This window comes from Ruegeria sp. CJ6, from assembly GCF_056536665.1.
Window position 1 is genome coordinate 98160 of the sequence record NZ_JBQFQB010000006.1, and the last position, 25758, is coordinate 123917.

The following is a 25758-nucleotide window of genomic DNA, read 5'->3' on the forward strand; positions in this document are numbered from 1 at the left end:
ACCGATGTTGGCTGTTAGCACTATTCGCCTAACCGTTCCATCAACCGGGCGTAAGCCGTTTGGCCACGTCTGAAGGTTGGCAGACGGAAGAACTCGTCCGGGGCGTGTTGGTTTTCATCCTCATGTCCAAAGGCAAACATGACGGCATGCAGACCCAGCTCGTCCAGTAAGGTCGACATCACCGGGATCGATCCGCCAACGCGGGTTTTGTAAGCGGGTTTGCCATAAACCTCTTCGAGAACCTGTCCCGCGATGGCAGTTGCGTTGTGGCCGGCCGGTACAAGAAACGGATCCGCGCGCCCGGGGTTGCGCGATACCTCAGCAGTGACACCCGGCGGGCAATGAGCCTCAACATGGGCCGAGATCAGATCAAAGATCTTTTCGGGATTCTGATTGGCCACCAAGCGACACGTGATCTTGGCCGAAGCAACCGCGGGCAAAACGGTCTTTGTGCCTTGCCCTTGCCAACCACTGGTCAACCCGTTGACCTCAAGCGTCGGACGTGCCCACAGATTTTCACGTGTGGAATATCCTGGCTCGCCCAAGGTCTCTGGTGCTCCAGTCTGGGCAAGATAGGCCGCTTCATCCCAAGGCACCCGCGCAATTGCCGTGCGATCTTCATCGGTCAGCTCGATGACATCATCGTAGAAGCCATTCACCGTGATCCGACCATTGGTCGATTTCATACTGGCCAGCAACTGGGCAAGCGCCATCGCGGGATTTGCGACGCCGCCGCCATGCATGCCAGAATGCAGATCGGATTTCGCGCCCTGAACCGAGATCTCAAGTGAGGTGAGCCCTTTCAGACCCAGAACCAGTTGCGGCGTCTCGGTATCCCACTGACTTCCATCGGCTGAAAAGATCATATCGGCCTGAAGTCTGTCGAGATTCGCCTCGATAAAGGGCGGAAGGTCGGGCGATCCGATCTCTTCTTGGCCCTCAAAGAAAAACCGCACGTTCACAGGCAGCTTCCCAGTCTTTGCCAGCAATGCCTCAGCCGCGAGGATCGGTATTAACATTGCACCCTTGTCGTCGGTCGCCCCACGCCCGTAAATCCGATCGCCGCGGATCGTCGGCTCGAACGGAGGCGAGGACCAGAGCTCAAATGGTTCGGCTGGTTGCACGTCAAAATGGCCATAGATCAGGATTGTAGGCGCATCCGGCCCGGCATGCAGCCAATCGGCACAGACCACCGGATGACCTGCTGTCTCCATCATCTGAACGTTTTCCATTCCCGCCATAACCAACCGATCAACCACCCACTGCCCGGCCTTTCGAACATCGCCCGCGTTTTCGGGTTTGGCTGATACCGATGGAATACGAATGAAGTCGCACAGCTCTTCAACAAAGCGCGATTGGTGTGTGTCGAGATATTCGGTCCAGCTCATTCCATACCCTCTCTGATGCTGGCGCTCAACTTACGAAACTGGCCGTAGCCCGCAAGCCTGCGGAAGATAAATTGGGGTCAGGATCATAGCCAGCGCTCTTGCTCAACACCCGTTTGACATCAACCCGAGGCTTGCCGTGCGACTTAGTAGAGAAGGGGGCGAGCTTCGCCATCTACTCGTCGGTTAGCTGATAGAGGTCTCTTATGTCACCGCACCGCTTTAGGAGCCGTGAACCATACAGCAAGCGAAAATCAAGGCATCCTGACCCTAAAATAGTAACATTTGAAGACGGTCGCGCTTCGTCTGCGTTTGCAAAACAAGTCTGCTGCATTTGCAGCAATGTCAGTTTCAAGGTCGAGATTATGAAAAACTAAACTGACGATGCCTTCAGCACTGCGAGATCAGGGCGTAGATAGGCCTCAGGGTAAGACATTGGTTTAGATGGCCCTCGGGGAACAACGCCATTCCAACTGCGCCCGAAATATCCCTGGCGGCAATGCACAAGGGATCCGGAGTTTGCAACGCCAGGCAGTGCATACACACGGCATAGCCAACGCCATAAGTATGGGTAGTCCAATATCCGCGCTCCGTTAAGCTTCATCCGCACATAGTAGACGGGATCATGGCGATAAAGCGTAGGGAACAGGCGCAGATCGGCCTCTGTGAAGTGAATGCCGGTTAAAAAAGGCCTGCCATCAGAAAGGAGCTGCTCCAATTGTTCAAGTGCCTCGAAATAGGCGTCAAATGCTGCCGTATAGATCGTTTGATCGGACGAAAATCCGGCCTTGTAGGCGCCGTTGTTGATCGCAGTGTAGATCAAGTCATTCAAGTTATGGATGTGTTGGCGCAGTGCTTCGTCGTCCGGGTAAAGCCTCACGCGCCTCTTTGCTGGGATGGTGCCGCCAAGGGACTCTGCAGAGGCATCCAACATGCGGATAATTTCGGCGCTTTCGTTGCTCACGATTTGGCCTGATTTCTTATCATAAAGGATCGGCAGGGATTGCTCTTCGGAGCCTTCGGCACGGTAAATATCTTTGGCAAGGCGCAGTCCTCTGCCAGTTCCGGTCTCTCCGGTGCACTCTGGCAAGGTCTCGCTTGTGAGCGAAGCAATGCGGTTGGGTGCGAACTCCCACAGGTTCGGTCCTTCTGGATCGTTTTTGCCAGTGCGGTTGGGAAATGCCACATCCATCGTGACGCCGTCCTGCAACCCCAGAACAATGCGCGCCAAGGTCACGCGATGACACCACGGGCAATTCAGCGCGACAAACAGGTGATATCGGTTGGGTTCTGCAGGAAAATCCGGATCGCCAACGGCGTGGCGAAAGCCGCTGACGCCGCGCACAAATTCACCTCGTGCGCGGCGCTCAGTGATGGAAGTCTGGTCTTCTTCGGTAGATGTGTCGGTCATGACGTCAGCATCATCCTCTGAGTCTGTGATGCAAGATAATTGGTACGGCCAATTCTTCTTCATCACTCAAGTGGCGTTCCAGAAACGCTTTGATCGCTTTGCTTGTCGCATGGAGCTGCCCGGTCTCATCATAGGCTTGGGCCTCATCCAGAGCAGACAGTTTGATCACACGGTTCGCTGTACGGGTGAAATCATCCAACACCTTGTTCAGATCGGCGTGATCCTGTTCCAGAAGCTCGAGCCCCGCATCAACTCGCGGGTCTGCAGTCCACAATTCAGGGAAATAGCTATGATCTTCCCAGCCGTGATGACCATGCAGGCTCCCGACCAGGTTGCCGCCATAGTGGGACAGCCGCCCAGCATAATCGTCCAACCCCAAATCGTTGTTCAACACATTTTCCGTGTCCAATCGAATACGTTCCGCCAAGTGGTGGAACATCAGGTGTGCGCCGAGCCAATGCTTGGTTTTTTCTTTGAACCCAGGGTGCGCATCCCAGCTGTCGCGCGGGTATTTTTCCAAGAGAAACCGCATCTCTTTCGGCATATCGTCTTGGCGGATAGTGAATGTATCGAGCATCGGTCGTCTCCTTTCGTGACATAGGTGGGAATTCGGATTAGTCCCACCAGTAGCGCAAAACGCACAGTGACTATGCGTCAGCGAACCCCTGCAAAGTGCATGCCGCCTTGATCAGCGATCGCGTATTTAAGTTGGTGATGTCACGTTGCGTGAAGTCAGACAGGCTGTCTTGGCCGCAAACGCCAGCGTAGACCTGCATAAATTGAGCGGTTATACCAGAGTTTCGCGCGAACCGTTCCGCACCGACCTTCAATTCAAACACTGGGTTGTAATGCACGCTCTAGTGCGCGCTTCTCCGTTGGCCATTCAGATTAGAAGTGCGGGGCAAAAAAAACGCACCCCGCACCAGCTTCTAACGACCGCCCGCTTTCCCGGGCATGTTCATCCTCTTGGCCGTTCGTCGTGGCATTTTCATGCGCAGGTCACGCGGCGGTTTGGCTTTGGTCTTCACACGATTCGCAGATTTCGATGTGTCCTCCGCAGCAGGAAGGGTTCGCACAAGGGCGATTTTTGGTGGCTTAAAGGGCATATTGCACCTCATGACAAAAAGAAGGTTAAGTCGCGCAGATGCACGACTACGAATGCCCACAAGGGGCTAGCGTCGTGTGTCCATTGTCAGAGTCCTCCGCAGGAGTGTTTCGGTGCGCATTCTGCCATTTAGGTCAGCGCGCGGCGGGATCAGAAAGTATGCTGGTCCATTGTCAGAATATCCTTTGCGAGTGTTGGGAGCGTCTCAGACAACCGAGTATCTGTCAAACCTGTTCAACGAACAGCGACATTTGTCGCCTCGCTTCCGAGCGCGGCCCTGAACTGCGGTTGGTCGATCGGTATCATTGCAATTGCGCGTGGCGTCAGAGAAGAAAATTTCTGCTCAACCAAAACAGACTGCAGTCCTGCATCAAGAACCTTGAGACTACCCCAATTGTTCATGCGGGCATTTCTTAGGCTTATTGCTGATCAATTTCGAATGCTCGGCGATCAAGTCAGCCAACTCTGGCCGGCATGAACCGCAGTTCGTTCCCGCATTAAGGGCGTCTCCGATATCGTCCATATTGATCAAACGCTTGTCGTGAATGGCGCGGATAAGGGTTTTTAATCCGACCTCGAAACACGAACAGACGATTGGCCCGCAGTCCTCAGAACCAACAGATGACTGGCCAGACAGAATCTGCTGAGGCGTTACCTCAGGCAAAGTTGCCAAATAGTCTCGCATCAGGGTGATAGGTCGGCGCGAGACGAAGAGCACTGCCAGAATGCGCTGACCGTCTGACAGCGCAATTCTATAAGAGCCGCGTTTGGGATCTTCTACTGAAGTCGCCGTTGCATCCGGTAAACTAAACCAAACGCGAGCGGTCTTTTCCCAGTCTTCAATAATCTGGTTCCCTGCCAACTCCATCCTGTAGCCGTTGGTTGTTCTGGCTGTCGCCGAATACTCTGCTTCAGGGAACGCTGCATCGGCTGAAACGGCGAAACCGTACCATGCTGCTCTCATACGTCGAACAGATACCGCTGTTGATTTGCTTTCCGGCTGACCAGAAATCGGGTCAGTTACACTAGGAATTATCTCGTTTACACGGGCCGACGGTGCCGTTTCTCCGGTCCAATGAATGGGCGCAAACACATTGCCACGCGCAATAGATTCCGTAATGCGAAGCCGAAATATGCCGCTTCCGACTGAACTGCTAACTTCGACCAAATCGGCAGGACCAAGCCCCATTTGATCAACGTCCTTCGGGTTCATTTCCAAATAGGGCTCGGCAAGGTGGGCCGATAAACGAGGCGACAATCCGGATCGGGTCATGGTGTGCCACTGATCCCGATTTCTCCCTGTGTTCAACAGGAAAGGGTAGCGTTCTGATGGCTCTGCCTTGGGCGTTCGATGGGTGACCGGCACAAACCGTGCCTTGCCGTCAGGATGAAAAAACTGCCCGTCTCCGAAGAAACGACCGTCAGTTTTCCGCGATGCCGTGGGCCATCGTGTCGGGCACATCGCATCATAATCTTCGTCGTTGATGTCCGAAAAGCCAGCAATCTCAAAGTCTTTGCCAAATGAGACGGCAAGCGAGGACATGTTCGCATATTCCCCAAAAATCTGGGCCGCAGACTCATAGCTGAAGGCCTCGGCCCAACCCATGCGGCGGCCAACCTCGGCCAAGATATCCCAATCCGCACGTGCCCGTCCCGGAGGGGTCAGAACGGCGCGTTGCCTGCTGATCATGCGGTCGGAATTGGTTGCTGTGCCGCTTTTTTCGCCCCATCCTGCTGCTGGAAGCAATACGTCTGCGAGACGCGCGGTGTCTGTTTGGGCAGTCAGGTCGCTTACAACGGTGAATGGGCAGTTTTTGATCGCCGCCTTGACTCGATCTGCGTCCGGCATCGTGGCCGCTGGATTGGTGTGGATGATCCAAAGTGCTTTGATCTGTCCATCTTTAACGGCGCGAAACATGTCGACAGCTTTGAGCCCTTGCTTTTCTGGCAGGATGGGCGCTTTCCAAAAGTCCCGGACGGCTGCTCTGTGGGCCTCGTTTTCGATATCCAGGTGACACGCAAGCATGTTGGCCAGACCGCCGACCTCTCGACCACCCATGGCGTTCGGTTGGCCGGTAACCGAGAACGGGCCCATCCCTGCGCGTCCGATGCGCCCCGTAGCCAGATGGCAGTTCAGGATCGCGTTGACTTTGTCTGTTCCGCTGGAGGATTGGTTTACGCCTTGACTGAAAATCGTAACAACCCGCTCGGTTCCAATCCACAGATCGCAAAACGCTTCGATTTCACCTGGGGTAAGTCCGGTCTCATCCGGATCATCAAGCTGTGCGAGTTCGAGGGCTTCAGTGTACCCTACGCTGCGATCCAGAAAATCCGGTGCCACATGCCCCGATTGGTGAATTCTGGTCAGCAGACGATTGAACAGCGCCACGTCGCTGCCGGGTTGCAACGCCAGATGGAGATCGGCCTGATCGCAGCTTGCAGTTCGACGTGGATCGACAACCACAATCTTCGTACCGCGCGCCTGACGCGCAGCTATGACGCGTTGATAGAGAACGGGATGGCACCATGCGAGGTTTGAGCCAACCAAGACAACCAAATCAGCCTCATCCAGATCCTCATAAGTCCCGGGCACGGTATCTGTGCCAAAGGCGCGTTTGTGTCCGGCCACAGTTGACGCCATACACAGTCGAGAATTGGTGTCGATGTTGGCCGACCCCATAAAACCCTTCATCAGCTTGTTGGCGACGTAATAATCCTCTGTCAGCAACTGCCCCGAGACGTAAAATGCTACGCTGTCCGGTCCATGGTTCTTGATTGCGGCAGAAAACCGATCTGCGACCAGTTGCAGCGCGTTGTCCCAGCTTGTGTCTCGGCCGAAGGCGCGAGGAGCCAGCAACCGATGTTCCAGCCCAACTGTTTCGCCCAAAGCCAATCCTTTCGAGCACAAACGCCCAAAATTCGCTGGATGATCCGGATCGCCGCGAACGGTCAAGCCTCCGGCCCCATCGGGCCGCAGAAGCACACCGCAGCCGACCCCGCAATAGGCGCAAGTCGAGCGAACTTCGGGCAGACCACTTCCGTCCATCAGGCGGCGCTCCGCCGGGTAACTGCGCTGTCGTCTAACAGGATACGGTCGTCTTCAATGCGCACGGGATAGATGGTGATGCGGCCATCATCCGCGCCCTGCGCCTCGCCCGTATTCAGGTCAAATACCCAATTGTGCAAAGGACAGGTCACCGACTGCCCGTGCACGATACCCTCAGACAAAGGACCGCCCTTGTGCGGACAGCTGTTGGTCGCGGCATAGACCTCCACCTCGGCAGTACGGAAGACAGCGATGCAGCCGATATGCGTCTTGACCAGACGCGCCCCACGCAAGGGAACTTCGTCGATATGTCCAATGTCGATCCAGCTCATTCTGCGGCCTCCAATGTGAAATCTGCAATTGGCGCGTAGGTTTGCGCTTTTTCTTTGACATGTTCGGCCCAGGGGTCTTTGCGGTAGATGTTTTGCGACAGTTCGAACCGCGCGACGAGGGCCGCGCGATTTTCAAGGTCGTCCACGACCTGCACCTTGACCCAGTCCATGCCCACCTTACCCAGCCATTTATACAGGCGATCCAGATATTTACCGCCTTCTCGATAGGCCTGCGTGACGGCCATCACGATCTCGATCGCTTCTTCTTCGGTAGGAATCTGACAGAGTAGCTCGGTCTCTTTGACATCCATCCCTGCGGCCCCGCCGATGCTGATCTGATAGCCAGATTCGACGCAGACTACGCCGATGTCCTTGCAGGTCGCCTCGGCACAGTTTCGAGGGCAGCCAGATACGGCCAGCTTCAGCTTGTGCGGCGTCCACGACCCCCACAGGATTCTTTCAAGCTTTATGCCAAGCCCGGTGCTGTCCTGAGTACCAAACCGGCAATGATCGGTGCCGACGCAGGTTTTGACCGTGCGCAGACCTTTGGAATAGGCGTGGCCAGAGACCAGCCCGGCTTTGTTCAGGTCTGACCACATGGCGGGCAGATCTTCGCCTTTGACGCCCAGCAGATCGATCCGCTGACCGCCCGTGACCTTGACGGTGGGAACATCGTATTTATCCGCCGCATCTGCAATGGCGCGCAGTTCGTCGGGCGTGGTGATCCCACCCCACATACGCGGTACAACGCTGAACGTGCCATCCTTCTGGATGTTGGCGTGTTTGCGTTCATTGACGAAACGGCTTTGTGGGTCGTCTTGGTATTCCAGCGGCCAGTCGGCCAGCAGGTAGTAGTTGATCGCGGGCCTACAGACATGGCAGCCATTGGGCGTCGTCCAACCCAGTTCCTGCCAAACGGCAGCCTGACTTTTTAACTCCTGCCCTTTGATCAGGCGTCGCACATCCTCATGAGTCAGGTCGGTGCATCCGCAGACCGGCTGCGCGGCAGGCATCTGGAACGCGTCGCCCAGAGTGACCTGCAACAATTGCTCAACCAATCCTGTGCAAGTTCCGCAGGATGCGCTAGCCTTTGTGGTCGTGCGCACCGCGCCCAGATCACCCGCCCCCGCATTGATCGCCTCGACGATGTCACCTTTGCATACGCCGTTGCAGCCGCAAATCTCCGCCTCATGCGGCAATGCTGCAACGGCTGAGAGAGGGTCCGCAGTGTCGCCCCCCTGATATGCGGGTCCGAAGATCAGCGTCTCGCGCATTTCTTCTACGCTGGTGCCGTCTTTGATGAGGCCAAAGAACCAGCTGCCATCAGTGGTGTCACCATACATGACCGCGCCGACCAGCCGATCCTCTTCAATCACAAGCCGTTTGTAGACCCCGCGCGAGGGGTCGCGGAACACGATATCCTCGCGCCCCGGCCCATCCGCAAAATCCCCCGCACTGAACAGATCGCAGCCGGTGACCTTCAACTTGGTCGAGAGGGTTTTCTGAGCAAACGCAGCCTCTTCACCCAACAAAGCCTGCGCAGCCACTTTTGCCTGATCGTAAAGCGGCGCGACAAGACCGAAGACCGCCCCGTCATGTTCGACGCATTCACCTACCGCAAAGACATCCGAATCCGAAGTCAGCATCTGGTCATCCACATGGATACCGCGCCCGGTGGCCAGCCCAGCCTCTTGCGCCAGAGCTGTGTTGGGGCGGATACCCACGGCCATGACAAGCAGATCACAGGGCAATTCGGTCCCGTCGTCCAGAAGCAGCGCGCGGACCTTTCCGTCCTGTCCGAGGATTTCTTTAGAGTTCGCCTGCAGGCAAATCCTGATGCCTTTGTCTTCCAGCGATTTCTTCAGCAGGTAGCCTGCGGCCTCGTCCAGCTGTCGCTCCATCAGGTGACCCATGATATGCACCACCGTCACGTCAACGCCATGGGCAGCCATACCCGCGGCGGCCTCGAGCCCCAGCAAGCCGCCGCCGATCACGACCACCTTGTTGTCAGGGCCCATGCCTATCATCTGCTCGGTGTCTTCCAGATCGCGGTAGGCAATCACGCCCTCCAGATCATGCCCTGGCAGAGGGATCATGAACGGGTTAGACCCGGTCGCAATCACCAGCTTGTCATAGGGAACGTGGCCGTTCTGACCTTCGACCACCTTCATCTCGCGGTCGATCTTCGCGACCTTTTCACCAAAGCGGCAGGCAATGCCCCGCGCGGCATACCAGGCGTCGTCATGGGTGACGATCTCTTCATAGGTTTTCTCGCCCGACAGCACTGGGCTGAGCATGATGCGGTTGTAGTTCCCGCGCGGCTCGGCGTTGAAAAGGGTGATGTCGAACGTATCCGGCGCGGCTTCGGTCAGGTGTTCCAAAACCCGGCCTGAGGCCATACCCGCGCCTATGACAACAAGTCTTTGCTTCATGATTTCACTCCGCTGCAATCGCCTTGGGGGCGGGTGTTTTTGGCTTGGCGCCATGTTCATATTCTTCGAGGAAATCGAGGACTTCCTGCCGGTAAGCATAGTAATCCGGGTGCTCCAGCAGCGCTTTGCGCGTGCGCGGACGCGGCAGCTCAACCTTGGTGATCTTGCCGATCGTTGCCTGCGGACCGTTGGTCATCATCACCACGCGATCGGCCAGTAAGATCGCCTCATCCACGTCGTGGGTAACGCAGATCGCAGTGACCTTGGTGCGGGACCAGACCTCCATCAGGACTTCCTGTAATTCCCATCGGGTCAGGCTGTCGAGCATCCCAAAGGGCTCGTCCAGCAACAGCAGCTTGGGGGACAGGGCAAAGGCGCGGGCGATACCGACGCGTTGCTTCATGCCGTTCGACAAGTCGGAGGCGGATTTGTCCATCGCGTCAGCCAAACCGACGCGTTCCAGATAGTATTCAACAACATCTTGCCGCTCGGCCATGCTGGCCTTTGGATAGACCTTGTCCACCCCAATCGCGACGTTCTCCTTGGCGGTTAACCATGGGAACAGGTTGGGGGATTGGAACACCACCGCGCGTTCGGGATCGGCCCCTTCGACGTGACGGCCATCCAGCTTGATCGCGCCTTTCGAGATGTCATTGAGCCCAGCCGCCATAGTAAGAACCGTGGACTTGCCACAGCCTGAGTGGCCAATCAGCGAGATGAACTCGCCCTTATCGATCTTCAGGTCGAAATCCTCGACCACGGTCAACGGGCCTTTGGGCGTCGGATACACCTTGTGAAGCTGCGAGAAGTCGAGGAAGCGGTTCTCGATCAGCCCCTTTTGCGCCTCGGCCACCGCCGTTGGAACACCGTGGATTGGGGTGACATCCGGGAGGATACGCGAGCCTTCGACCTTGGCCTCGATCCCCACATCCATCAGGTATTTGGTGACGTCCGCGCGCAGGCGTTTGAAAGTCTCGTCATTGTTCATGGCTCCACGGTCCCGAGGGCGCAGGATTGAGACAGGGAATTCCTGCCCCAGCGTGCCATCCGGGTTCAGGGCAATGATACGGTCGGCCAGAATGATCGCCTCATCAACGTCATTGGTGATGAGGACACAAGTTTTCTTGTCAGCTTCCCAAATATGTTCGATCTCATCGGCCAGATTGGCGCGGGTCAGCGCGTCGAGCGCCGACAGAGGCTCATCCAGCAACAAAACTTCGGGGTTCATCGACAACGCACGCGCCACATTGACCCGCTGGCGCATCCCACCCGACAGCTCTGCCGGGCGGCGGGTCGCGGCGTGACTGAGGCCGACCATCTTGACGTAATGCGCGACTTTTTCGGCCTTCTCGGTCTTGCTGAGACCCGGAAATACCGTATCCACCGCCAACCCCACATTGCCACTGACCGTCAGCCAGGGCATCAGCGAGTAGTTCTGGAAGATCACGCCACGCTCAGGGCCCGGCCCTTTGATCGGAGTGCCTTTGAAGGTGACCTCTCCGCCGGTTGGGGTGTCCAGCCCGGCCATTAGATTGATAAGGGTGGTTTTGCCGGTGCCGGAAAAACCGAGGATCACCAGAAACTCACCCTCTTGCACGTTCAGATCGATGCCTTTCAACACATCCGTGCGCGCGGTGCCTTCACCGAAGGATTTCGAGGCGTTCTTGAAACTTAGGATGCTCATCGCGCTCACCGGTTGTTTGTGAAGGTAAACAGGGATTGCAGCGCGTACATCACCCGGTCCAGCAGGAAGCCGATGATACCGATGGTGAAGACCGCAACCATGATCTTGGCGAGCGAACTGGAGGAACCGTTCTGGAACTCATCCCAGACAAATTTGCCCAGACCGGGGTTCTGCGCTAGCATTTCCGCCGCAATCAGAACCATCCAGCCGACGCCCAGTGACAGGCGCAGGCCGGTGAAGATCAGAGGCAGGGCAGAGGGCAGCACCAGCTTGGTGATCTTGGTATAGGTGTTCATTTTCAGGACTTTGGAGACATTCACCAGGTCCTTATCGATGGAGGCTACACCCAAAGATGTATTGATCAATGTGGGCCATAGCGAACACAGGGTCACGGTAATGGCCGAGATCAGGAAGGATTTCGCGAACCAGCCGTCATTGGTGACGTAAACGGCCGAGACGATCATCGTGACGATCGGCAACCAGGCCAGAGGCGAGACCGGTTTGAAGATCTGGATTAGCGGGTTTAGGGCTGCATTTGCAGTCGGAGACAGGCCGGCCGCGATACCAAGTGGGACCGCGATGACGGTGGCGATCAGAAACCCAAAAAACACTGTTTTGATCGAAGTCCAGATTTGCTGGTAATAGGTCGGAGCACCCGTGAAGGCGACCTCTTTCACTTTCTCCGGCTGGCCAGCGTCAATGAATTTCTGATTGCGCTTCTCGACCATGGCCTCGAACTTCGCGCGTTTGGCCGCTTTGGCCTTGGCATCCTGGTTCAGGCTGACCATCTCTTCCCAAACCTGCGCCGGCCCCGGAACCGCGCCGAGAGAGGTCTGCACCTTGGGGGCCAGCGTTCCCCACAGCAACAAGAAGGAGCAGATCGACAACAGAGGCACGATCAGCAACCGCCATATCTCGGTCATCTGAGCGCGGGGATTGTCCCCGGCGGCGGCTTTCAGGACCGGGGTCGCCCAGCTGAGACCCAGAACCTGGAACCATTTGTCGGCTGCATTGATGCGGGTGAAAAGGCGGGCGCGACGTTCCTCTCGGGCAGCGTCTGCGTTGAATTCGGGATCGACCGTTGTCATCTGATGTGTCCTTGCGATGGCGGGGCACTTTGGGGGCTGCGCCCGGCGCGGGCCGGGCGCAGGATTAGGGGAATTAGCCTTGCACGTCCGAGCCGATGATCTTCTGCTCGCCCTTCAGGCCTATGGACAGGCTTTCGAGATAGGCGTTGGGTGTGCGTCCGTCGTAAGCGATGCCGTCAATGATATCCTCGGCCGGGGTCGGCGCTTTGTAACCATCGCTGTCCCAGGGGAAGTCGGCTTCATTCGCCAGACCTTCGTCGACCAGCAAGCGGGCGGCTTCCAAATAGATCTCGGGTTTGTAGACGGACTTGGCGACCTCGTCATACCAGCTGTCGGGCTTGGACTCGGCAATCTGCCCCCAGCGGCGCATCTGCGTCAGGTACCAAACGGCGTCCGAGTAGAACGGATAGGTCGCGTTGTAGCGGAAAAACACGTTGAAATCGGGGACTTCACGCTTGTCGCCCTTCTCATACTCAAACGTGCCGGTCATCGAGTTGGCGATAACCTCATAATCCGCGCCCACATATTCAGCCCGGCTCAGAATCTCGACGGCTTCAGGGCGGTTGGCATTTTCGTTCTCGTCCAGCCACATCGCCGCGCGTATCAGGGCCTTGGTCACTGCCAGAGTGGTGTTGGGGTACTGTTCTGCGAACTCGGCATTGAGACCAAAGACCTTTTCGGGGTTGTTCTTCCACAGCTCGTAGTCGGTAATAACCGGTACGCCGATACCCTTGAACACAGCCTGCTGATTCCACGGCTCGCCCACGCAATAGCCATAGATCGTGCCGGCCTCCAACGTGGCAGGCATCTGCGGTGGAGGGGTCACCGACAGGAATACATCCGCACCAATCTGACCGGTCACGTTTTCAGGGCTGTAGTAACCCGGATGCAGACCACCGGCGGCCAGCCAATAGCGCAGCTCGTAGTTATGGGTCGAAACCGGGAAGACCATGCCCATGTTAAATGGCTTGCCTTCTGATTTGTACTTCTCGACGACCGGGGCCAGAGCCTCGGCGCTGATCGGATGCTGGGGACGGCCGTCGTCCATCAACGGGATGTTCGGCTTCATCTCTTCCCAAATCTCGTTGGAGACAGTGATGCCGTTGCCGTTCAGGTCCATTGAGAATGGCGTGATGATATGGGCTTCGGTCCCATAACCGATGGTTGCGGCCAATGGTTGTCCAGCCAGCATATGTGCGCCGTCAAGCTGTCCGTCAATCACGCCATCCAACAGCACCTTCCAGTTTGCTTGTGCTTCCAGCGTCACGAACAGGCCTTCGTCCAGAAAGTACCCATTCTCGTAGGCGACAGCCAGCGGCGCCATGTCGGTCAGTTTGATAAAGCCAAAGGTCAGCTCGTCTTTTTCCAGTTCCAATTCGGCCAGTGCTGGAGACACAAGCGCCGTCGTCGCGGCGAGGCCTAAAAGAAGCTTTTTCATCTCGATCCCTTTCGGTTCAGCCCAACCCCATGGGCAAACAAAAAAAGCCGCCGACACAGTCCGCCGGGAGGAGGTGGCGGATGGTCGAGCGGCTTTGCTCTTCTAAGGTGCCCTGGATTGTGGGCGAATTCCGTCGGTGGGCTCCGTTGCCTGCCGATAGGCTAAGTAAGCCTACCAGGGCTCGCGCCGTCATCTGTTTTCGGCGTTTCAGCGCGGATTTCTCTGCATCGCAGCGATAATTTACGCTGCACTGCAAAAAAAATGTGCAGGCTTATAAAGTCGGCTCGAAAATGCGCCGGTCGAAAAACAGATTTTGCGGAAGAATCAAACCACCATTGGTCGAAGCGACCGTTGTCGACTCGGCAAGCGCGCCTTCCAGTTTTTCTGAAGCACCAGGTGTCCCATCACCCAAACCCTGAAGTTCACGACGATACATATCGCTTCGAAAGACCCTGCCAGCCTGGCGCTCCGCAGTACCCGCGTCCAACCCGTTACGAACGGCGAGTTGATGTGCAATCCACTTCGCTTGGCTGCGCCAAGGAAAAGTAGCAGCGCCGTCAAAGAACTCGACAAACCCATCCACATGGCGTTGCTCGCCGCGCGCCGAGATAGTGAACTCACCCATCAGCGCCCGGTCGATCAGTTCGGGTGAGACGTTAAGGTAGGTTTTGCGCGACAACATCTCGGATGCTGTTGTTGTGCTGTCCGTGTTTGAAAGCCAACGTCCCGCGTGCCAAACGGCCCGCATGAGGCTGCCCAGCAAATGCGGTTCGGTTTCGGCCCAGTCACTTCTGACCGCCAGCACTTTTTCAGGCGCACAGGTCCAGATCGCCTTTCCTGGCAGCAGCAAGGCGCCAACATTGTCGTCCACGGCGAATGAACCCCAAGGCTCGCCCACGCAGAAGGCATCGATCTCACCACCCGCAAGTGCCTGCGCCATGAGCGGCGGGGGAACGGTGCGGATTTCGACCTGTTTTGAGTTCAGCCCGGTTCCCGCCACCCAATAACGCAGCAGTTCAACATGCATTGAAAACGGGAAGGGCACGCCGAACACCAAAACATCGCCGGCGGCCTGTGCCAGAGCAGCCCCGGCCGCCGAAGCATCGCAGAAATCGAAGTCGTAGCCCTGATCAGACAAACGCCCGGCCAATTGAGTTCCGACGCCTATAACAGTACCATTCATCGACAGGACGGACACCGCCGAAATCGGTGTCGCGATACCACCGAGGCCCAAGGCCATCGCAACGGGGACAGGCGATAGTAGATGCGCCGCGTCCACATGCCCAAAGGCCAGCATATCGCGCAGAGAGGACCACGATGGCGCCGGACGCAGGTCCAGCGAGATGCCTTCAGCATGGTCGAACCCCATCTCGCGCGCGACGATCAACGGGGCCGCGTCGACAAGCGGCATATACGCGACGGGCAGTGTTACGGTTCTCATGACAACAACCCCGAAGCAGTGACCAAGGCTTCGGCCACCTCGGCGACGCGGCGGTTTTGGTTCATCGCGGTTTTTCGGAGTAGCGCATAGGCTTCATCTTCCGAAATGCCCTTGGCTTTCATCAGCAAACCTTTTGCGCGGTCGATCACTTTACGCTCTTCAAGCGCACGGCGGGTTTCTGCAAGTTCAGTCCGCATCTGGCGCAGCACCTGAAACCGAGCGATGGCGGTATCGATAACAGGTTTAATTCGCTCAGCTTGCAATCCATCGACAACATAGGCCGATACACCGGCCTCAACAGCAGCTTTTGCCAATCCGCCTGCGGCGCCTGAGACGAACATAGCCACGGGTCGTTCCAATGGGCCCGAAGCAACGGTAAGTTCTTCCAACATATCTCGAGAGGGGTTGCCGATATCAATCAGGACAATATCTGGGCTATGAGTAGCAATTTTCCTTGCCAGCCCGGAGACATTGCCGATTACAGAAACGTCTACGTCTCCGGCCTCTTTAAGAGCATCTACAATCGCAAAGGCTCGTTCTTGGTTCTGCTCGACTACAACGACAGTTAGATGTTGGTTCATAGGGTCACAAGTGAGGCCAAGGCGCATTGGTAGCAATTCCAGCGCCATTTAATGCTTCATCAGGCTGCCGTTCGCCCAATTTTTCAGCTTGATTTCACACTTAGCGGAATAGCTGCACAGTTTTTCTACATGCCATCAAAGAAATCCGTGATAGCACATCGCATCATTTTTTGGTTTTTCAGTTGCGCTACCAGTTTGCTTGAGGCACCAGATTCCACTTCCATTTGCAGATCAAAACCGAAGGTCCGCTTTGACAACTAAAACAATGTGTTCCCGCACCTGCAGCAAATGACCGCTTTCCGCCGATTCTTCAGAAAAGCAACGTGTTCTGGAGCAGAAGTAACGGCACAGCCAACTCAGCCGCACTTGTTTTTGGGCTAGTGGGATTTGGACAAGCCAAACGCCTCTGGCGATCAAGGGTAAGACGCTGCCTTCCCCCTCGGGCAACCCTATTAGACAAATCCGTGTCTTCGGCTGCGCTTGCGGGCCGCACCACTATTGTCGAATAGCATTGCGTCGCCCCCAAGCGCGTTCGCCACATGGCAGAGCAGCAGGAACAGGCGCCTCCGGCGTCTGATCTGCAAATCAGCCCTGGTTTTCTCGAAAGGAAGTCAGGATCAACTAAATCGGTCTGGGTTCTGGATGAAGGAAGCGACGCGAAAAAATGGCAAGGCTCTGTCGCTGCTGGCAGAACTATGTGTCGCCTTACAACAAGGAAATGTGGAACTTCACTGATCGTGGACTCAATCGACAACCAAAACCTCAACAAAGCGGTCGATCACGTCATTCAATTCTGACCCAAACGTCAAGCATTTCTGACCCAATACGAGTAACCGCCATTCAACGACGCCGCTGTTAGTGTCTCAAAAGAGTACAGTTTACCGTCCATTTTTCCGAATAGAATAACCGCTACTCCCGCTTTGAGGTTCCCGAAACCCAGAACTCGTTTCGCCTAGACCTGACCCGCTCGGACATAAATTCGACGAAGAGCCGGACACGCGTGGTGTTTCTAAGATCACGATGCAGCAATAGCCAAATGTTTCGGTACGGTATTGGCTTTTGGAAGGGCGCACGGATCAGATCGGGATGGCGGTCGCCAAGATTGCACGCAAGATAGGCCATGCCGAGACCGGACGCCGCCAATGTGATCAAAGGCACAAGTTCTGAAACACGATGCTTGAGCCGGGCTTTCGGATAGTAACTGTCTTTGATCCATTTGGCCGTAATGGCCTCTTCTGGCTCATGCCAACCGATGAAATGCAACCCCTCGCCGCCATTGTCGCAGATCCGTTCGGCGTAGTCTCGCGTGCAATAGGCTGCTTGAGACATCTGGACCAACTTTCGCCCGACCACATCGTCCGTCACCTCATCCGCGATACGCAGGGAGATGTCAGCCTCTCGTCGCATCAGGTCACGGATGTCGTTGGTGAAGTTCAAGCTCAGGATGATGTCTGGGTAAAAATCTGCGAAGGCGGCAAAATCATCCATCAACGATGTCATTGCCAATCCATGGGGAAGAGTAACGTAGACTGTGCCCGAGGGTTGCGCATCTCTGCCAACAATGACGCGAGACGCAGCGGTCATTTCAGCTTCTACCCGTTCGGCGTGAGGCATCAGATCTTCGCCAAGCTGAGTCAGGGCGAGGCCGGTTTTTGAGCGATCAAACAACCGGCTGCCGACGCGTTCTTCCATGACTGAAATCCTGCGCGTCAGCGTGGTGTGGTTCACCTGAATACTGTCAGCCGCCCCCCGAAGAGTTCCGGTTCGGGCAACCGCCAGAAAGTACTTCAGATCGTCCCAGTTCAGGGAATGGCTTTCCTTGATCGACATACATCTTGTGTTTCATTTTTGAAGCACTGTGTCCAGAAATACCTATCTACAGATCATTTGTTGACCATCCTATCTTGGGCGCATCAATCGCAAACCCAAGGACCATACCCCATGAACCAAATACAATCTGTATTGATCACAGGCGCAAATGCCGGACTGGGCCGCGAGGCGGCCCGACAGCTTGTACTGCAAAAGGGCATATCCAAAGTTTATCTGGCTTGCCGCAACCCAACGAAGGCGGAAGCCGCAATAGCAGCGTTGGAACGTGAGACCAGGCGCAAAATCTTTGAAATCGTCCTGATGGACGTGACCGATCTGGCTTCGGTTCGCGCCGCTGTAGCCGAACTTTCCACCCCGATCGACGCCGTAATCCTGAATGCAGGCGGTACGGGTGGACGGCATCCGAACAGCCTCACCAGCGATGGCGTGACCAACATCTTCGCCACCAATGTTCTCGGCCACGTGGTGTTGGTAGACGCATTATTGGAGCGTCAGTTGGTAACGTCCACAATTCTGTATGCCGGATCCGAAGCCGCACGCGGCATTCCCAAAATGGGTATGCGCCGCCCGGACTTGTCCGATAGAACAGTCGACGAATTCAAATCAATCGCTGATGGCAGCAAGTTCGGCCCCGAGGGCGATCCGATGCAGACCTACGGCTACGCCAAGCTCACCGCGACCCTGTGGATGGGAGCGATGGCACGTCAGCACCCCCATATTCGCTTTGTCACAATGAGCCCGGGTGGTACCGCAGGTACCGCTGGCTTTGACGACCTGCCGTTTATAAAACGTATTGTCTTCAAACATATTGGCGGCGTTCTGATGCCCATATTCGGGATGATGCACGGCGTTGAGGCTGGGGCAAAACGGTATCTGGACGGTTTGCTGAACCCGGAATTCAAGACTGGCCACTTCTACGCCAGTCAAACCGGCTATCCCACCGGAGCAGTCGTGGATCAAGCTAGCATCGACGGGGCTCTGTCAGACGTCACCACTCAGGATAACGCGAACCAGGCACTACGTCAGTTCGCCTGAAGCAAAGGAGAAATGAAATGGAAACCATACTGAACATCTTGGTCATCCTTGCAACTCTTATGCTGTCTAGTCTCGGCCTCATGTCAATGTTTGCACCCCGGCGCATGATAGCCAACTTTGCTATCGAGCCGGTCGGCACCACTGGACTCAGCACGATCCGTTCGGTGATCGGCGGGCTGTTTCTGGCCTCAGTGGCTTTGCTGGTGATCGGTCTGACCACTGGGCAGACACTGGGATATGTGGCTGTTGCAATCCTGATGGCGGTTGTTGCTGTCGGACGTATTGTGGGAATTCTTGCGGATGGGTTTGACAAGGCAGTTCTGCCACCGTTGGTCGTTGAACTTGTGATTATCGCCGTGTTGCTGTCAGCCTACTACCAGCTCTCTTTCTAATCGCCTTCGAAATAGATGGATGGCGGCCAGAGTGAAGTGGCCGCCGTCCAATCAACCCATCATAATGCGCACCAGCGAGCATTCGAACAGTTTCCGCTTTGTCCCGCATAGCGGCCGGATCATATTACGGGACCGGACCTTCCGGATCTCCAAACCTGTCATTCGTGAGGGGTACAAAGAATGTCAGCGACGAGCCCTAAGAAAAGAATACCGCGAACTGCTCGAATTGATAGTTCGATTTGACATGCAACATTTTTGTTGCATGATGAGGCATGAGCGTTCAGTTTGATCCGCAACTAAGCATTCTTTTCAACGCCCTTGGCGACACCACGCGGTTGTTGATCCTTGAAGAGCTGAGAAAGCGTCACGACCAGACGCTTTTCGAACTTTGTGCTCGTTTGTTGGAAGAGCATTCAGTCACAATTTCCAGACAAGGCATAACTCGACATCTGAATACGCTTGAGCAGGCAGGTCTGATCACCACGACTTGGCGAGGGCGCACAAAAATTCACACCCTGGTGGCCGCGCCGATCGCGGATGCGATCAATCCCTGGGTGGACCTATATTCACAAGGAGACGCACTATGAAAATGTACATGAAGAGCATTGCTGTGGATGATCAGTCTAAGGCGCTGGATTTCTACACCAACAAACTTGGGTTTGTTGTGAAGCACGATATCCCGATTGGCGAACACCGTTGGCTGACATTGGTATCTAAAGAGGATGCCGAAGGAGTGGAGTTAGGCCTTGAGCCGAATGTGCATCCGGCGAGCCGTGCCTATCAGGAAGCACTTATGGCTGATGGCATTCCCGTTTCGGCCTTCAGTGTTGACGACATTGAAGCTGAGGTTGCCAAACTCGAGGCGGCAGGCGTCGAGTTTACGCAACCCCCAATTAAGGCAGGCGGCGCGACAATGGCAGTGTTCGACGACACCTGTGGCAACCTTATTCAGATCGTTGAGTTGCATGTCTGACCGTCAAGAATAGCAAACCCGTCAGTTAGACGACGTGGCTATGCAAGACTTCGATGTCAGCTTTGGTGGCGGAACATTGGCGCACGTCACTCAACCTACCAACTCAAACCTCCCAGCTGAAACCAGTCGCCTTTTTGGATACGTTCCATAGCTTCACCATGACATCCTTATCATATGCGTGTGGGTTCAATGTGCCTCTGCCGACCGGGCCAACCGCTTCCAATCGGCCCGTCGGCCCGTAGAGTGCGCGTTGTTCGGTCAAAGTCTCTTCGATGGCGCACATGACTTCGGGATAGGACCCTTGCTCGGCTGTTTGAACCATAGGAGTCTTGGTCATCAGCCACCAGATGAACCGCATCGTCCGGCTGCCACTTGTGCTGATCAGTGACGTTGCCGAAGAGCCGGGATGGCAAACATAGACTTCGACCTCGGTGCGCCCTGCGGCGGCAAGCCTGTCCTGTAATTCATAAGCGAACATCATTTGCGCCAGCTTGCTTTGCGAGTAGGCGGTATTCGGCCCGTAACCCTCTTCCCAGTTCATGTCGTCGAACTTGATCGTCTTCAGGCCCATGTTGTAGCCAAGACTGGCGACAACAACGATGCGACCTTTCGAGGCTTCGATCCGCTCAAACAGTAGACCACAGAGCAGGAAGTGACCGTAATGGTTGGTACCGAGCTGACTCTCGAACCCATCCTCTGTCAGCTTGCGGGTTGGCACCTGCGCGATGGCAGCATTGCAGATGAGCGCATCAATCCGGGGAACAGAATTCAGAACTTCTTCCGCAGCTTCGCGTACGCTTGTCAGCGAGGCCAGATCCATGCGAATGAAGCTCACTTCCGCCTCGCTGCCGAACTCAGTTTTCAGGTCCTCAACAGCTGCCTGAGACTTCTCAACCGAGCGGTTCAACATCACGACCTTGGCGTTCTTTTTTAGGAGCGTCCGCGCGGCCTGGAACCCGGCACCGGCGTTGGCACCCGTGATGAGGTAGGTCTTGCCGGAGAGGTCGCCGAGGCGCTCAGGCATCCAGCCTTTGGGTCCAAAGGTGGTATCGGGCATCTTTTGTCTCCTAACTGCGTCAGCGCAGGGATCGAGTGAAGAGTGTGTTAACTTGGAAATGCATATAACTCTCACCAAAGCACAGAAACAGGCGAGATCATCGCGAATACTTGCCCGATTACATCAAGGTAGTTGCCAGCATCGATCTGGAGCCATTACATCTCTGTTATGAGCAAGGATCAGATTAAACAAATCATCGCTAACCGAACCGAAACAGACGGCCTGACCGAGACAGGCATCAAGGGCGTGCGGCTATTTCGCGCCACGCAATCAATCCCCTGTGTTCCAGCCGTTTACGAGCCCTGCATCGTGGCCATTGTGAGTGGTGTGAAGGAAGCCGTTCTGGATGGCCGAAGATACGAATATGACAACAGTCAATACCTCTGCTGCCCAATGTCGATGCCGGTCAAGGCAGGGACGCCTTTGGCCTCGCATGACAACCCTCTCTACGGGGTTATGATCTTTCTTGAGCAACGCGCCATGGCCGAGTTGGCAATGGAGATGGAAAATGCCGGGGGCGTTCTGCCTTCGGTCAAAGGAGATCTGCGGGAGCCAGGAATTAGGTTTGCACGATGGGACGGTGGATTCACTGAAGCTCTGCTGCGGCTACTGCAGCTCGGAAACAGCGAGACGGATACAGCAGTTCTTGGCGAGGCGCGATTACGTGAGGTGCTCTATGCGATCCTGAGGGGAGAAGCTGGCACCTTCGCCCGGCAGGCATTCGGTGCTGGCAACGCCATCGCACGTTCAATTGCGCATGTGTCGTCACACTTGGATGCGCCGGTCTCGATTGACGATATGGCAAGCCGAGCGGGCATGAGCCGGGCCGTCTTCCATCGTAAATTCAAGCAAGTCACGACGATGGCACCAATCCAATTCGTTAAGTCGATGCGCCTCAACAACGCCGCCATGAAGATCGCGGGCGGGATGCCTGTGAACGAAGCCGCAATGGACGTTGGTTATGTCAGCCCGTCCCAGTTCAGTCGCGAGTTCAGGCGCATGTATGGGCAATCGCCGAGGCAATGGGGTGAGGCACAGAAACTTCCGGTCAGTGTTGCTCAACGCTGACTTTCGAAGGGAAGGCAGACGTTGGCGCAGCTTCGGCGAAAGCTTCATTCGTCCCGCGAGGAGGCAGCCTTTCGAACTTGTTCCACCGAACGGCCATCACTCAACCAGAGATCACTTCACATAAAACCGCTCAGCGATGTTCGCGGTTTGCCATGGCGCTGCAATTCGAGCGGTGGTTGCAAAAATCGGTCAAACTGGGAACTCTGCTGGTTTCAGCGCCAAGCTTTGTCGCAATTAACTTCATTGACTCGCCTGGCGCTCTTTTTCTGGCCAGAATTCATCCACCACGACATATGCGATAATTACAAAGAAAGCGGCGCTGGCGACTTGCAATACACGAGTGATGCTCTTGACGTCAGCCTCGTCTGAAAACGGCGCAACCGAACCGCCATATACAATCAGAGCTGTTGTAATAGCGGAACCGGCGGCGGCGGCGAGCGGGACTTTTGACTTTCCAAGTGCTCCGAGTGTTAGGCAAAAGAAAAAACACAGCAGAATGGAGGTTAGAATGACCGGAGCTATTACGTTTATTTCATAGCATATGATGGATACTGCAGCCCCAAGTAGATTTGCCGTCAGCATAGCTTTTGCAACTGTTTTGCCTGCAGCAGGCATTGCCGCAAGTTGCTGGCTCAGCAGGGCGACAAAAAACAGGACCAACAAAGCAGAAGCGCCGGAAATAAAGAACGCCATAGCAAAGGGCACTGTGACAAGAGACATCCTGACTATTCGGCGATGTGAGTCGAAGTCCGGCGATGTTGCCGCTTTCTTTTGAGGTGCCGTTTGAGGTGCAGCGGGTATCAACACGAACATCAGCGTCGATACGAAGCCAGCAAACAGCAGGTTCAACGGGATCCAATACACAAGCACCAAAGCCAGATCCTGTGATTGCAGCACCAAATTCGGAATCATCAACGCCCCCATGAGAGCGATGACACCCGGCAATACTCCGGCACCGGAAACTGACCAAATGAAAGACAGGATTATTCCAATGGCCACCAGAATGAGAAACACAAGAGGATAAGGTGAGAAGATTGACGACAAAAGGAATGAAATGAACATCAATCCAATCGAGAAGACAAACAGCTTACCAAATGCTGCCATAGGTAGTGCCGCAGGTGCTTGAAGGAAAAGGGCAGTGAACACCGCCCCAACAACGGCAAGGGGCCACCCAAGAAATAGGCCCAATGCAAAGACACCCGTAACACCCAGCGCAAGCCGGGTGACAGAGCTTTGATCCTCAGTACGCATAGGAGAAGATTGAAACTACGCGGATGTAGGCGCGGCCTACGAGGTTCAGCAACGAGTTGTCGCTTAGATACATGATCACATCGGCCTGCCCGTTCAGTTGAAAGCGAAGATCGTCTTCGGCACTTCCAGCTTCATAGCCGGGTAAAACAATCCTGACCGGAAACCTTTCAGGCTCCCGCAAAAATCCCTTGGTGCTTGGCGGGCTCGCCAATTGCCCCGGCTCATCACCGCCACTCAAAGAAACAGCAGCACTAAAGCTCTCAATGACGCCCGGAACAATCTTACCTGGATGCATATCCAACACCACATCAACCGGAGACCCTATTGAAGCTCTTCCCAGATTGTTCTCGGTAAAATACGCCTCTATCCAGACGTCGGTTGCATCCAGAAACGTCAAAAGATCCTGACCGGATCGCGCATACGTTCCGGGGGCAATCAGCAGATTAGAAATGACACCTGTCGCCGGAGCACGCAGTTCGGTCCATTCAAGGTTCAGTTCCGCATCCGCCAAGGCCGCCAGTGCGCGCTGGATTTTCGGGTTTTCAATCCCATCGTCACCAAGCCTTTGCTTCGCTTTTTCCAAATCAGCTTTTGCGTTCTCAAAGTTTGCCTCAGATTCTGCCAGTTGTCCTCGTGCATCATCGGCCTTTGAGACGGCAATCAACCCTTTCTTTTCGAGCGCAAATACACGTTCCGTCTGAATGCGCATCGTATCCAGATCGCTCTGCGCCCTTGCGAGTTTGGCTTGTGCCGCACTTACCTCTGCCGAAGACGCACCCACCTCTTGGGTCGCCGCTTCAAGATCAGCTTCCGCCTTTGAACGCTCGATTTCGTAGGGTCTGGAATCTATTCGAACCAGAACATCACCTGCCGAAACGACTTGGCCGTTTTCTACCAAAACTTCCGTTACCGTTCCGGTCACCTGAGGCACGATTTGGGTGGCCACAGCTTTTACTCTGGCGTTCCCGGTAAATGGCGTTTTTCGATCAGCGACCAAGTACCAAACAAGAAAAAACAGAATGACAGCGAGGGTTGTCCATATTGTCTTTCTCATTTCAACGCACCTTCAGCAGCGTCATCGGCTTCGGGCGACGCATCAATCCAAACCTTGAACAGCTCATAGAAGACAGCAAAGAGAACCGGCCCCATAAAGACGCCGATCAAACCGTAGGCCATCATACCTCCGAGAACACCGATGAGGATGACCAACATGGGAGTCTCAAGGCCTTTTGAGATGAACACAGGTCTTAGGAAACTGTCCATTATCATGACTGGAACGGCCAGTATGGTGAAGATCAAAGCAGTTCCGCCAGACATGGAGCTCCATGCGTAGATAATTACCGGTATAAGAACCAATCCGGGCCCGATTTGGATAATTGAGAGTATGAGGCAGACAAATGCCAGTGTGGCGGCCGAAGAAATCCCAAACAAAGCCAGCAGTATCCAAACGAAAACAGCCTGAATGGCTGCTACGCCAATCACGCCTTTTGTAACGTTCCGGATCGTTGCGCCTGCCAGTGTCACGAATTCACCGCCGCGTGGTGCAAAGACACGGTTGGCAAAGCGCTGAAGACCCTGGACCAAATTTGGCCCCGGGCTGAACAATGCCCCCATAATTAATACAGACAGAGCTAAGCCAAGAAGCCCGATACCAATGCCCAACACCTTTCCGAAGAGCGATTTGGTGATCTCAAGGATTTGCGCGCCGTATTTTGCAAGCGCGCCGTCAAGATTGCGCTCAAACATTCCCCAGACATCGGAGATTTTATTTCCAACCAACGGCAATTCCTTGAGGCCCTCGGGCGCAGGGGGGATTTTCAATTCACCCTTGTCTGCTTGTTCCGCGAATTCAGACCCTAGTTCTGCAGCACCAGACACCGCAGTTGCGACTGGCCCCAGGGTCAGAACAAGGCCCAACAGAACGATAATTGTTGTGGCAAGCTTCTTACGTCCTCCCAGCTTGGATTGCAGCCAATCAAATGCCGGGTAGAGCGCGACGCAGAGTATCGTTGCCCAGATAACCACACTTGCAAGCGGAGCCACCATGACCAGGGCGCTGTAGAGGAATAATCCGAGAAAGAGCAATCGTATCGCGAGGTCGACAATCTTCGCGTCCTGGGTCTTTTCCATTCCATCCCTCCACTATCTGTTTTCCAAACAATACACTCAAAAAACGTAATATGTATATTTTTTGAGTTTTCGGCGATCA

Annotated in this window: 22 protein-coding genes; 6 read left to right on the plus strand and 16 right to left on the minus strand. The window is 55.3% G+C overall.

The genetic code is table 11. From position 1 onward, the window contains the following. Nucleotides 1-20: 20 nt before the first annotated feature. The 11 genes from ACR0BT_RS17225 to ACR0BT_RS17275 all read right to left on the minus strand — a co-directional run bounded on the left by ACR0BT_RS17225 (nt 21) and on the right by ACR0BT_RS17275 (nt 15943). Nucleotides 21-1388 carry a dipeptidase gene (locus ACR0BT_RS17225; RefSeq protein ID WP_480763672.1) on the minus strand — a complete coding sequence of 456 codons (1368 nt, stop codon included), beginning with the start codon at nt 1386-1388 and terminating at the stop codon, nt 21-23. A 370-nt stretch (nt 1389-1758) separates the two neighbouring features. Next, nucleotides 1759-2796 (minus strand): glutathione S-transferase C-terminal domain-containing protein, encoded by a 1038-nt coding sequence (locus ACR0BT_RS17230; RefSeq protein WP_480763673.1) that lies wholly within the window; start codon nt 2794-2796, stop codon nt 1759-1761. Nucleotides 2797-2806: 10 nt separating this feature from the next. Further along, on the minus strand, nt 2807-3373 hold the full coding sequence (locus ACR0BT_RS17235) for a hemerythrin domain-containing protein (protein ID WP_480763674.1): 567 nt from the start codon (nt 3371-3373) through the stop codon (nt 2807-2809). A gap of 913 nt (nt 3374-4286) precedes the next feature. After that, the gene (locus ACR0BT_RS17240) at nt 4287-6947 is read right to left on the minus strand and encodes a molybdopterin-dependent oxidoreductase (RefSeq protein ID WP_480763675.1); all 2661 of its coding nucleotides are present in this window, start codon (nt 6945-6947) and stop codon (nt 4287-4289) included. Next, nucleotides 6947-7279, minus strand: coding sequence for a nitrite reductase small subunit NirD (gene nirD, locus ACR0BT_RS17245; protein ID WP_170392822.1), 333 nt, complete (start codon nt 7277-7279; stop codon nt 6947-6949). The genes ACR0BT_RS17240 and nirD overlap by 1 nt, the downstream gene beginning before the upstream one ends. Beyond that, nucleotides 7276-9711 (minus strand): nitrite reductase large subunit NirB, encoded by a 2436-nt coding sequence (gene nirB / locus ACR0BT_RS17250; RefSeq protein ID WP_480763676.1) that lies wholly within the window; start codon nt 9709-9711, stop codon nt 7276-7278. The genes nirD and nirB overlap by 4 nt, the downstream gene beginning before the upstream one ends. Before the next feature lie 4 nt (nt 9712-9715). Further along, entirely contained in the window at nt 9716-11395 is a 1680-nt protein-coding gene (locus tag ACR0BT_RS17255; protein ID WP_170663067.1) for an ABC transporter ATP-binding protein, read from the minus strand. Nucleotides 11396-11400: 5 nt separating this feature from the next. Beyond that, nucleotides 11401-12483, minus strand: coding sequence for an ABC transporter permease (locus ACR0BT_RS17260; RefSeq protein ID WP_480707245.1), 1083 nt, complete (start codon nt 12481-12483; stop codon nt 11401-11403). 73 nt (nt 12484-12556) lie between these two features. Beyond that, entirely contained in the window at nt 12557-13921 is a 1365-nt protein-coding gene (locus tag ACR0BT_RS17265; RefSeq protein ID WP_170663071.1) for a CmpA/NrtA family ABC transporter substrate-binding protein, read from the minus strand. 271 nt (nt 13922-14192) lie between these two features. Further along, on the minus strand, nt 14193-15362 hold the full coding sequence (locus ACR0BT_RS17270) for an ABC transporter substrate-binding protein (RefSeq protein ID WP_170663073.1): 1170 nt from the start codon (nt 15360-15362) through the stop codon (nt 14193-14195). Next, the gene (locus ACR0BT_RS17275; protein WP_170663637.1) at nt 15359-15943 is read right to left on the minus strand and encodes an ANTAR domain-containing protein; all 585 of its coding nucleotides are present in this window, start codon (nt 15941-15943) and stop codon (nt 15359-15361) included. Before ACR0BT_RS17275 ends, ACR0BT_RS17270 begins: the two co-directional genes overlap by 4 nt. A gap of 539 nt (nt 15944-16482) precedes the next feature. Here ACR0BT_RS17275 and ACR0BT_RS17280 point away from each other — a divergent pair. Next, on the plus strand, nt 16483-16740 hold the full coding sequence (locus tag ACR0BT_RS17280) for a hypothetical protein (RefSeq protein WP_170802138.1): 258 nt from the start codon (nt 16483-16485) through the stop codon (nt 16738-16740). Between the two features lie 112 nt (nt 16741-16852). Here ACR0BT_RS17280 and ACR0BT_RS17285 read toward each other — a convergent pair whose 3' ends face one another. Next, entirely contained in the window at nt 16853-17773 is a 921-nt protein-coding gene (locus ACR0BT_RS17285) for a LysR family transcriptional regulator (RefSeq protein WP_480763679.1), read from the minus strand. 111 nt (nt 17774-17884) lie between these two features. Here ACR0BT_RS17285 and ACR0BT_RS17290 point away from each other — a divergent pair, with 111 nt between their 5' ends. From ACR0BT_RS17290 to ACR0BT_RS17305, 4 genes are all read left to right on the plus strand, one after another. Next, entirely contained in the window at nt 17885-18808 is a 924-nt protein-coding gene (locus tag ACR0BT_RS17290; protein ID WP_480763680.1) for an SDR family NAD(P)-dependent oxidoreductase, read from the plus strand. 17 nt (nt 18809-18825) lie between these two features. Beyond that, complete coding sequence (locus ACR0BT_RS17295) at nt 18826-19200, plus strand: DUF4345 family protein (protein ID WP_480763681.1); 375 nt, start codon at nt 18826-18828, stop codon at nt 19198-19200. A 272-nt stretch (nt 19201-19472) separates the two neighbouring features. Next, a complete protein-coding gene (locus ACR0BT_RS17300; RefSeq protein WP_480763682.1) occupies nt 19473-19787 on the plus strand; it encodes an ArsR/SmtB family transcription factor in 315 nt (104 codons plus the stop codon). Next, entirely contained in the window at nt 19784-20173 is a 390-nt protein-coding gene (locus ACR0BT_RS17305) for a VOC family protein (protein WP_223117027.1), read from the plus strand. Before ACR0BT_RS17300 ends, ACR0BT_RS17305 begins: the two co-directional genes overlap by 4 nt. Before the next feature lie 103 nt (nt 20174-20276). On the opposite strand, the gene ACR0BT_RS17310 is transcribed toward ACR0BT_RS17305, so the two are convergent. Further along, complete coding sequence (locus ACR0BT_RS17310) at nt 20277-21230, minus strand: SDR family oxidoreductase (RefSeq protein ID WP_480763683.1); 954 nt, start codon at nt 21228-21230, stop codon at nt 20277-20279. Between the two features lie 168 nt (nt 21231-21398). Between ACR0BT_RS17310 and ACR0BT_RS17315 the strand changes: the two genes are divergently transcribed. After that, on the plus strand, nt 21399-22298 hold the full coding sequence (locus ACR0BT_RS17315; RefSeq protein WP_480763684.1) for an AraC family transcriptional regulator: 900 nt from the start codon (nt 21399-21401) through the stop codon (nt 22296-22298). A 240-nt stretch (nt 22299-22538) separates the two neighbouring features. On the opposite strand, the gene ACR0BT_RS17320 is transcribed toward ACR0BT_RS17315, so the two are convergent. Genes ACR0BT_RS17320 through ACR0BT_RS17330 form a run of 3 tightly spaced genes read right to left on the minus strand, consistent with a single transcriptional unit; the run spans nt 22539 to nt 25679 of the window. After that, nucleotides 22539-23549 carry a DUF2955 domain-containing protein gene (locus tag ACR0BT_RS17320; protein ID WP_480763685.1) on the minus strand — a complete coding sequence of 337 codons (1011 nt, stop codon included), beginning with the start codon at nt 23547-23549 and terminating at the stop codon, nt 22539-22541. After that, a complete protein-coding gene (locus ACR0BT_RS17325) occupies nt 23539-24603 on the minus strand; it encodes an HlyD family secretion protein (RefSeq protein ID WP_170597638.1) in 1065 nt (354 codons plus the stop codon). The genes ACR0BT_RS17320 and ACR0BT_RS17325 overlap by 11 nt, the downstream gene beginning before the upstream one ends. Continuing rightward, entirely contained in the window at nt 24600-25679 is a 1080-nt protein-coding gene (locus ACR0BT_RS17330) for an AI-2E family transporter (protein WP_170511664.1), read from the minus strand. Before ACR0BT_RS17330 ends, ACR0BT_RS17325 begins: the two co-directional genes overlap by 4 nt. Between the last annotated feature and the right edge of the window lie 79 nt (nt 25680-25758).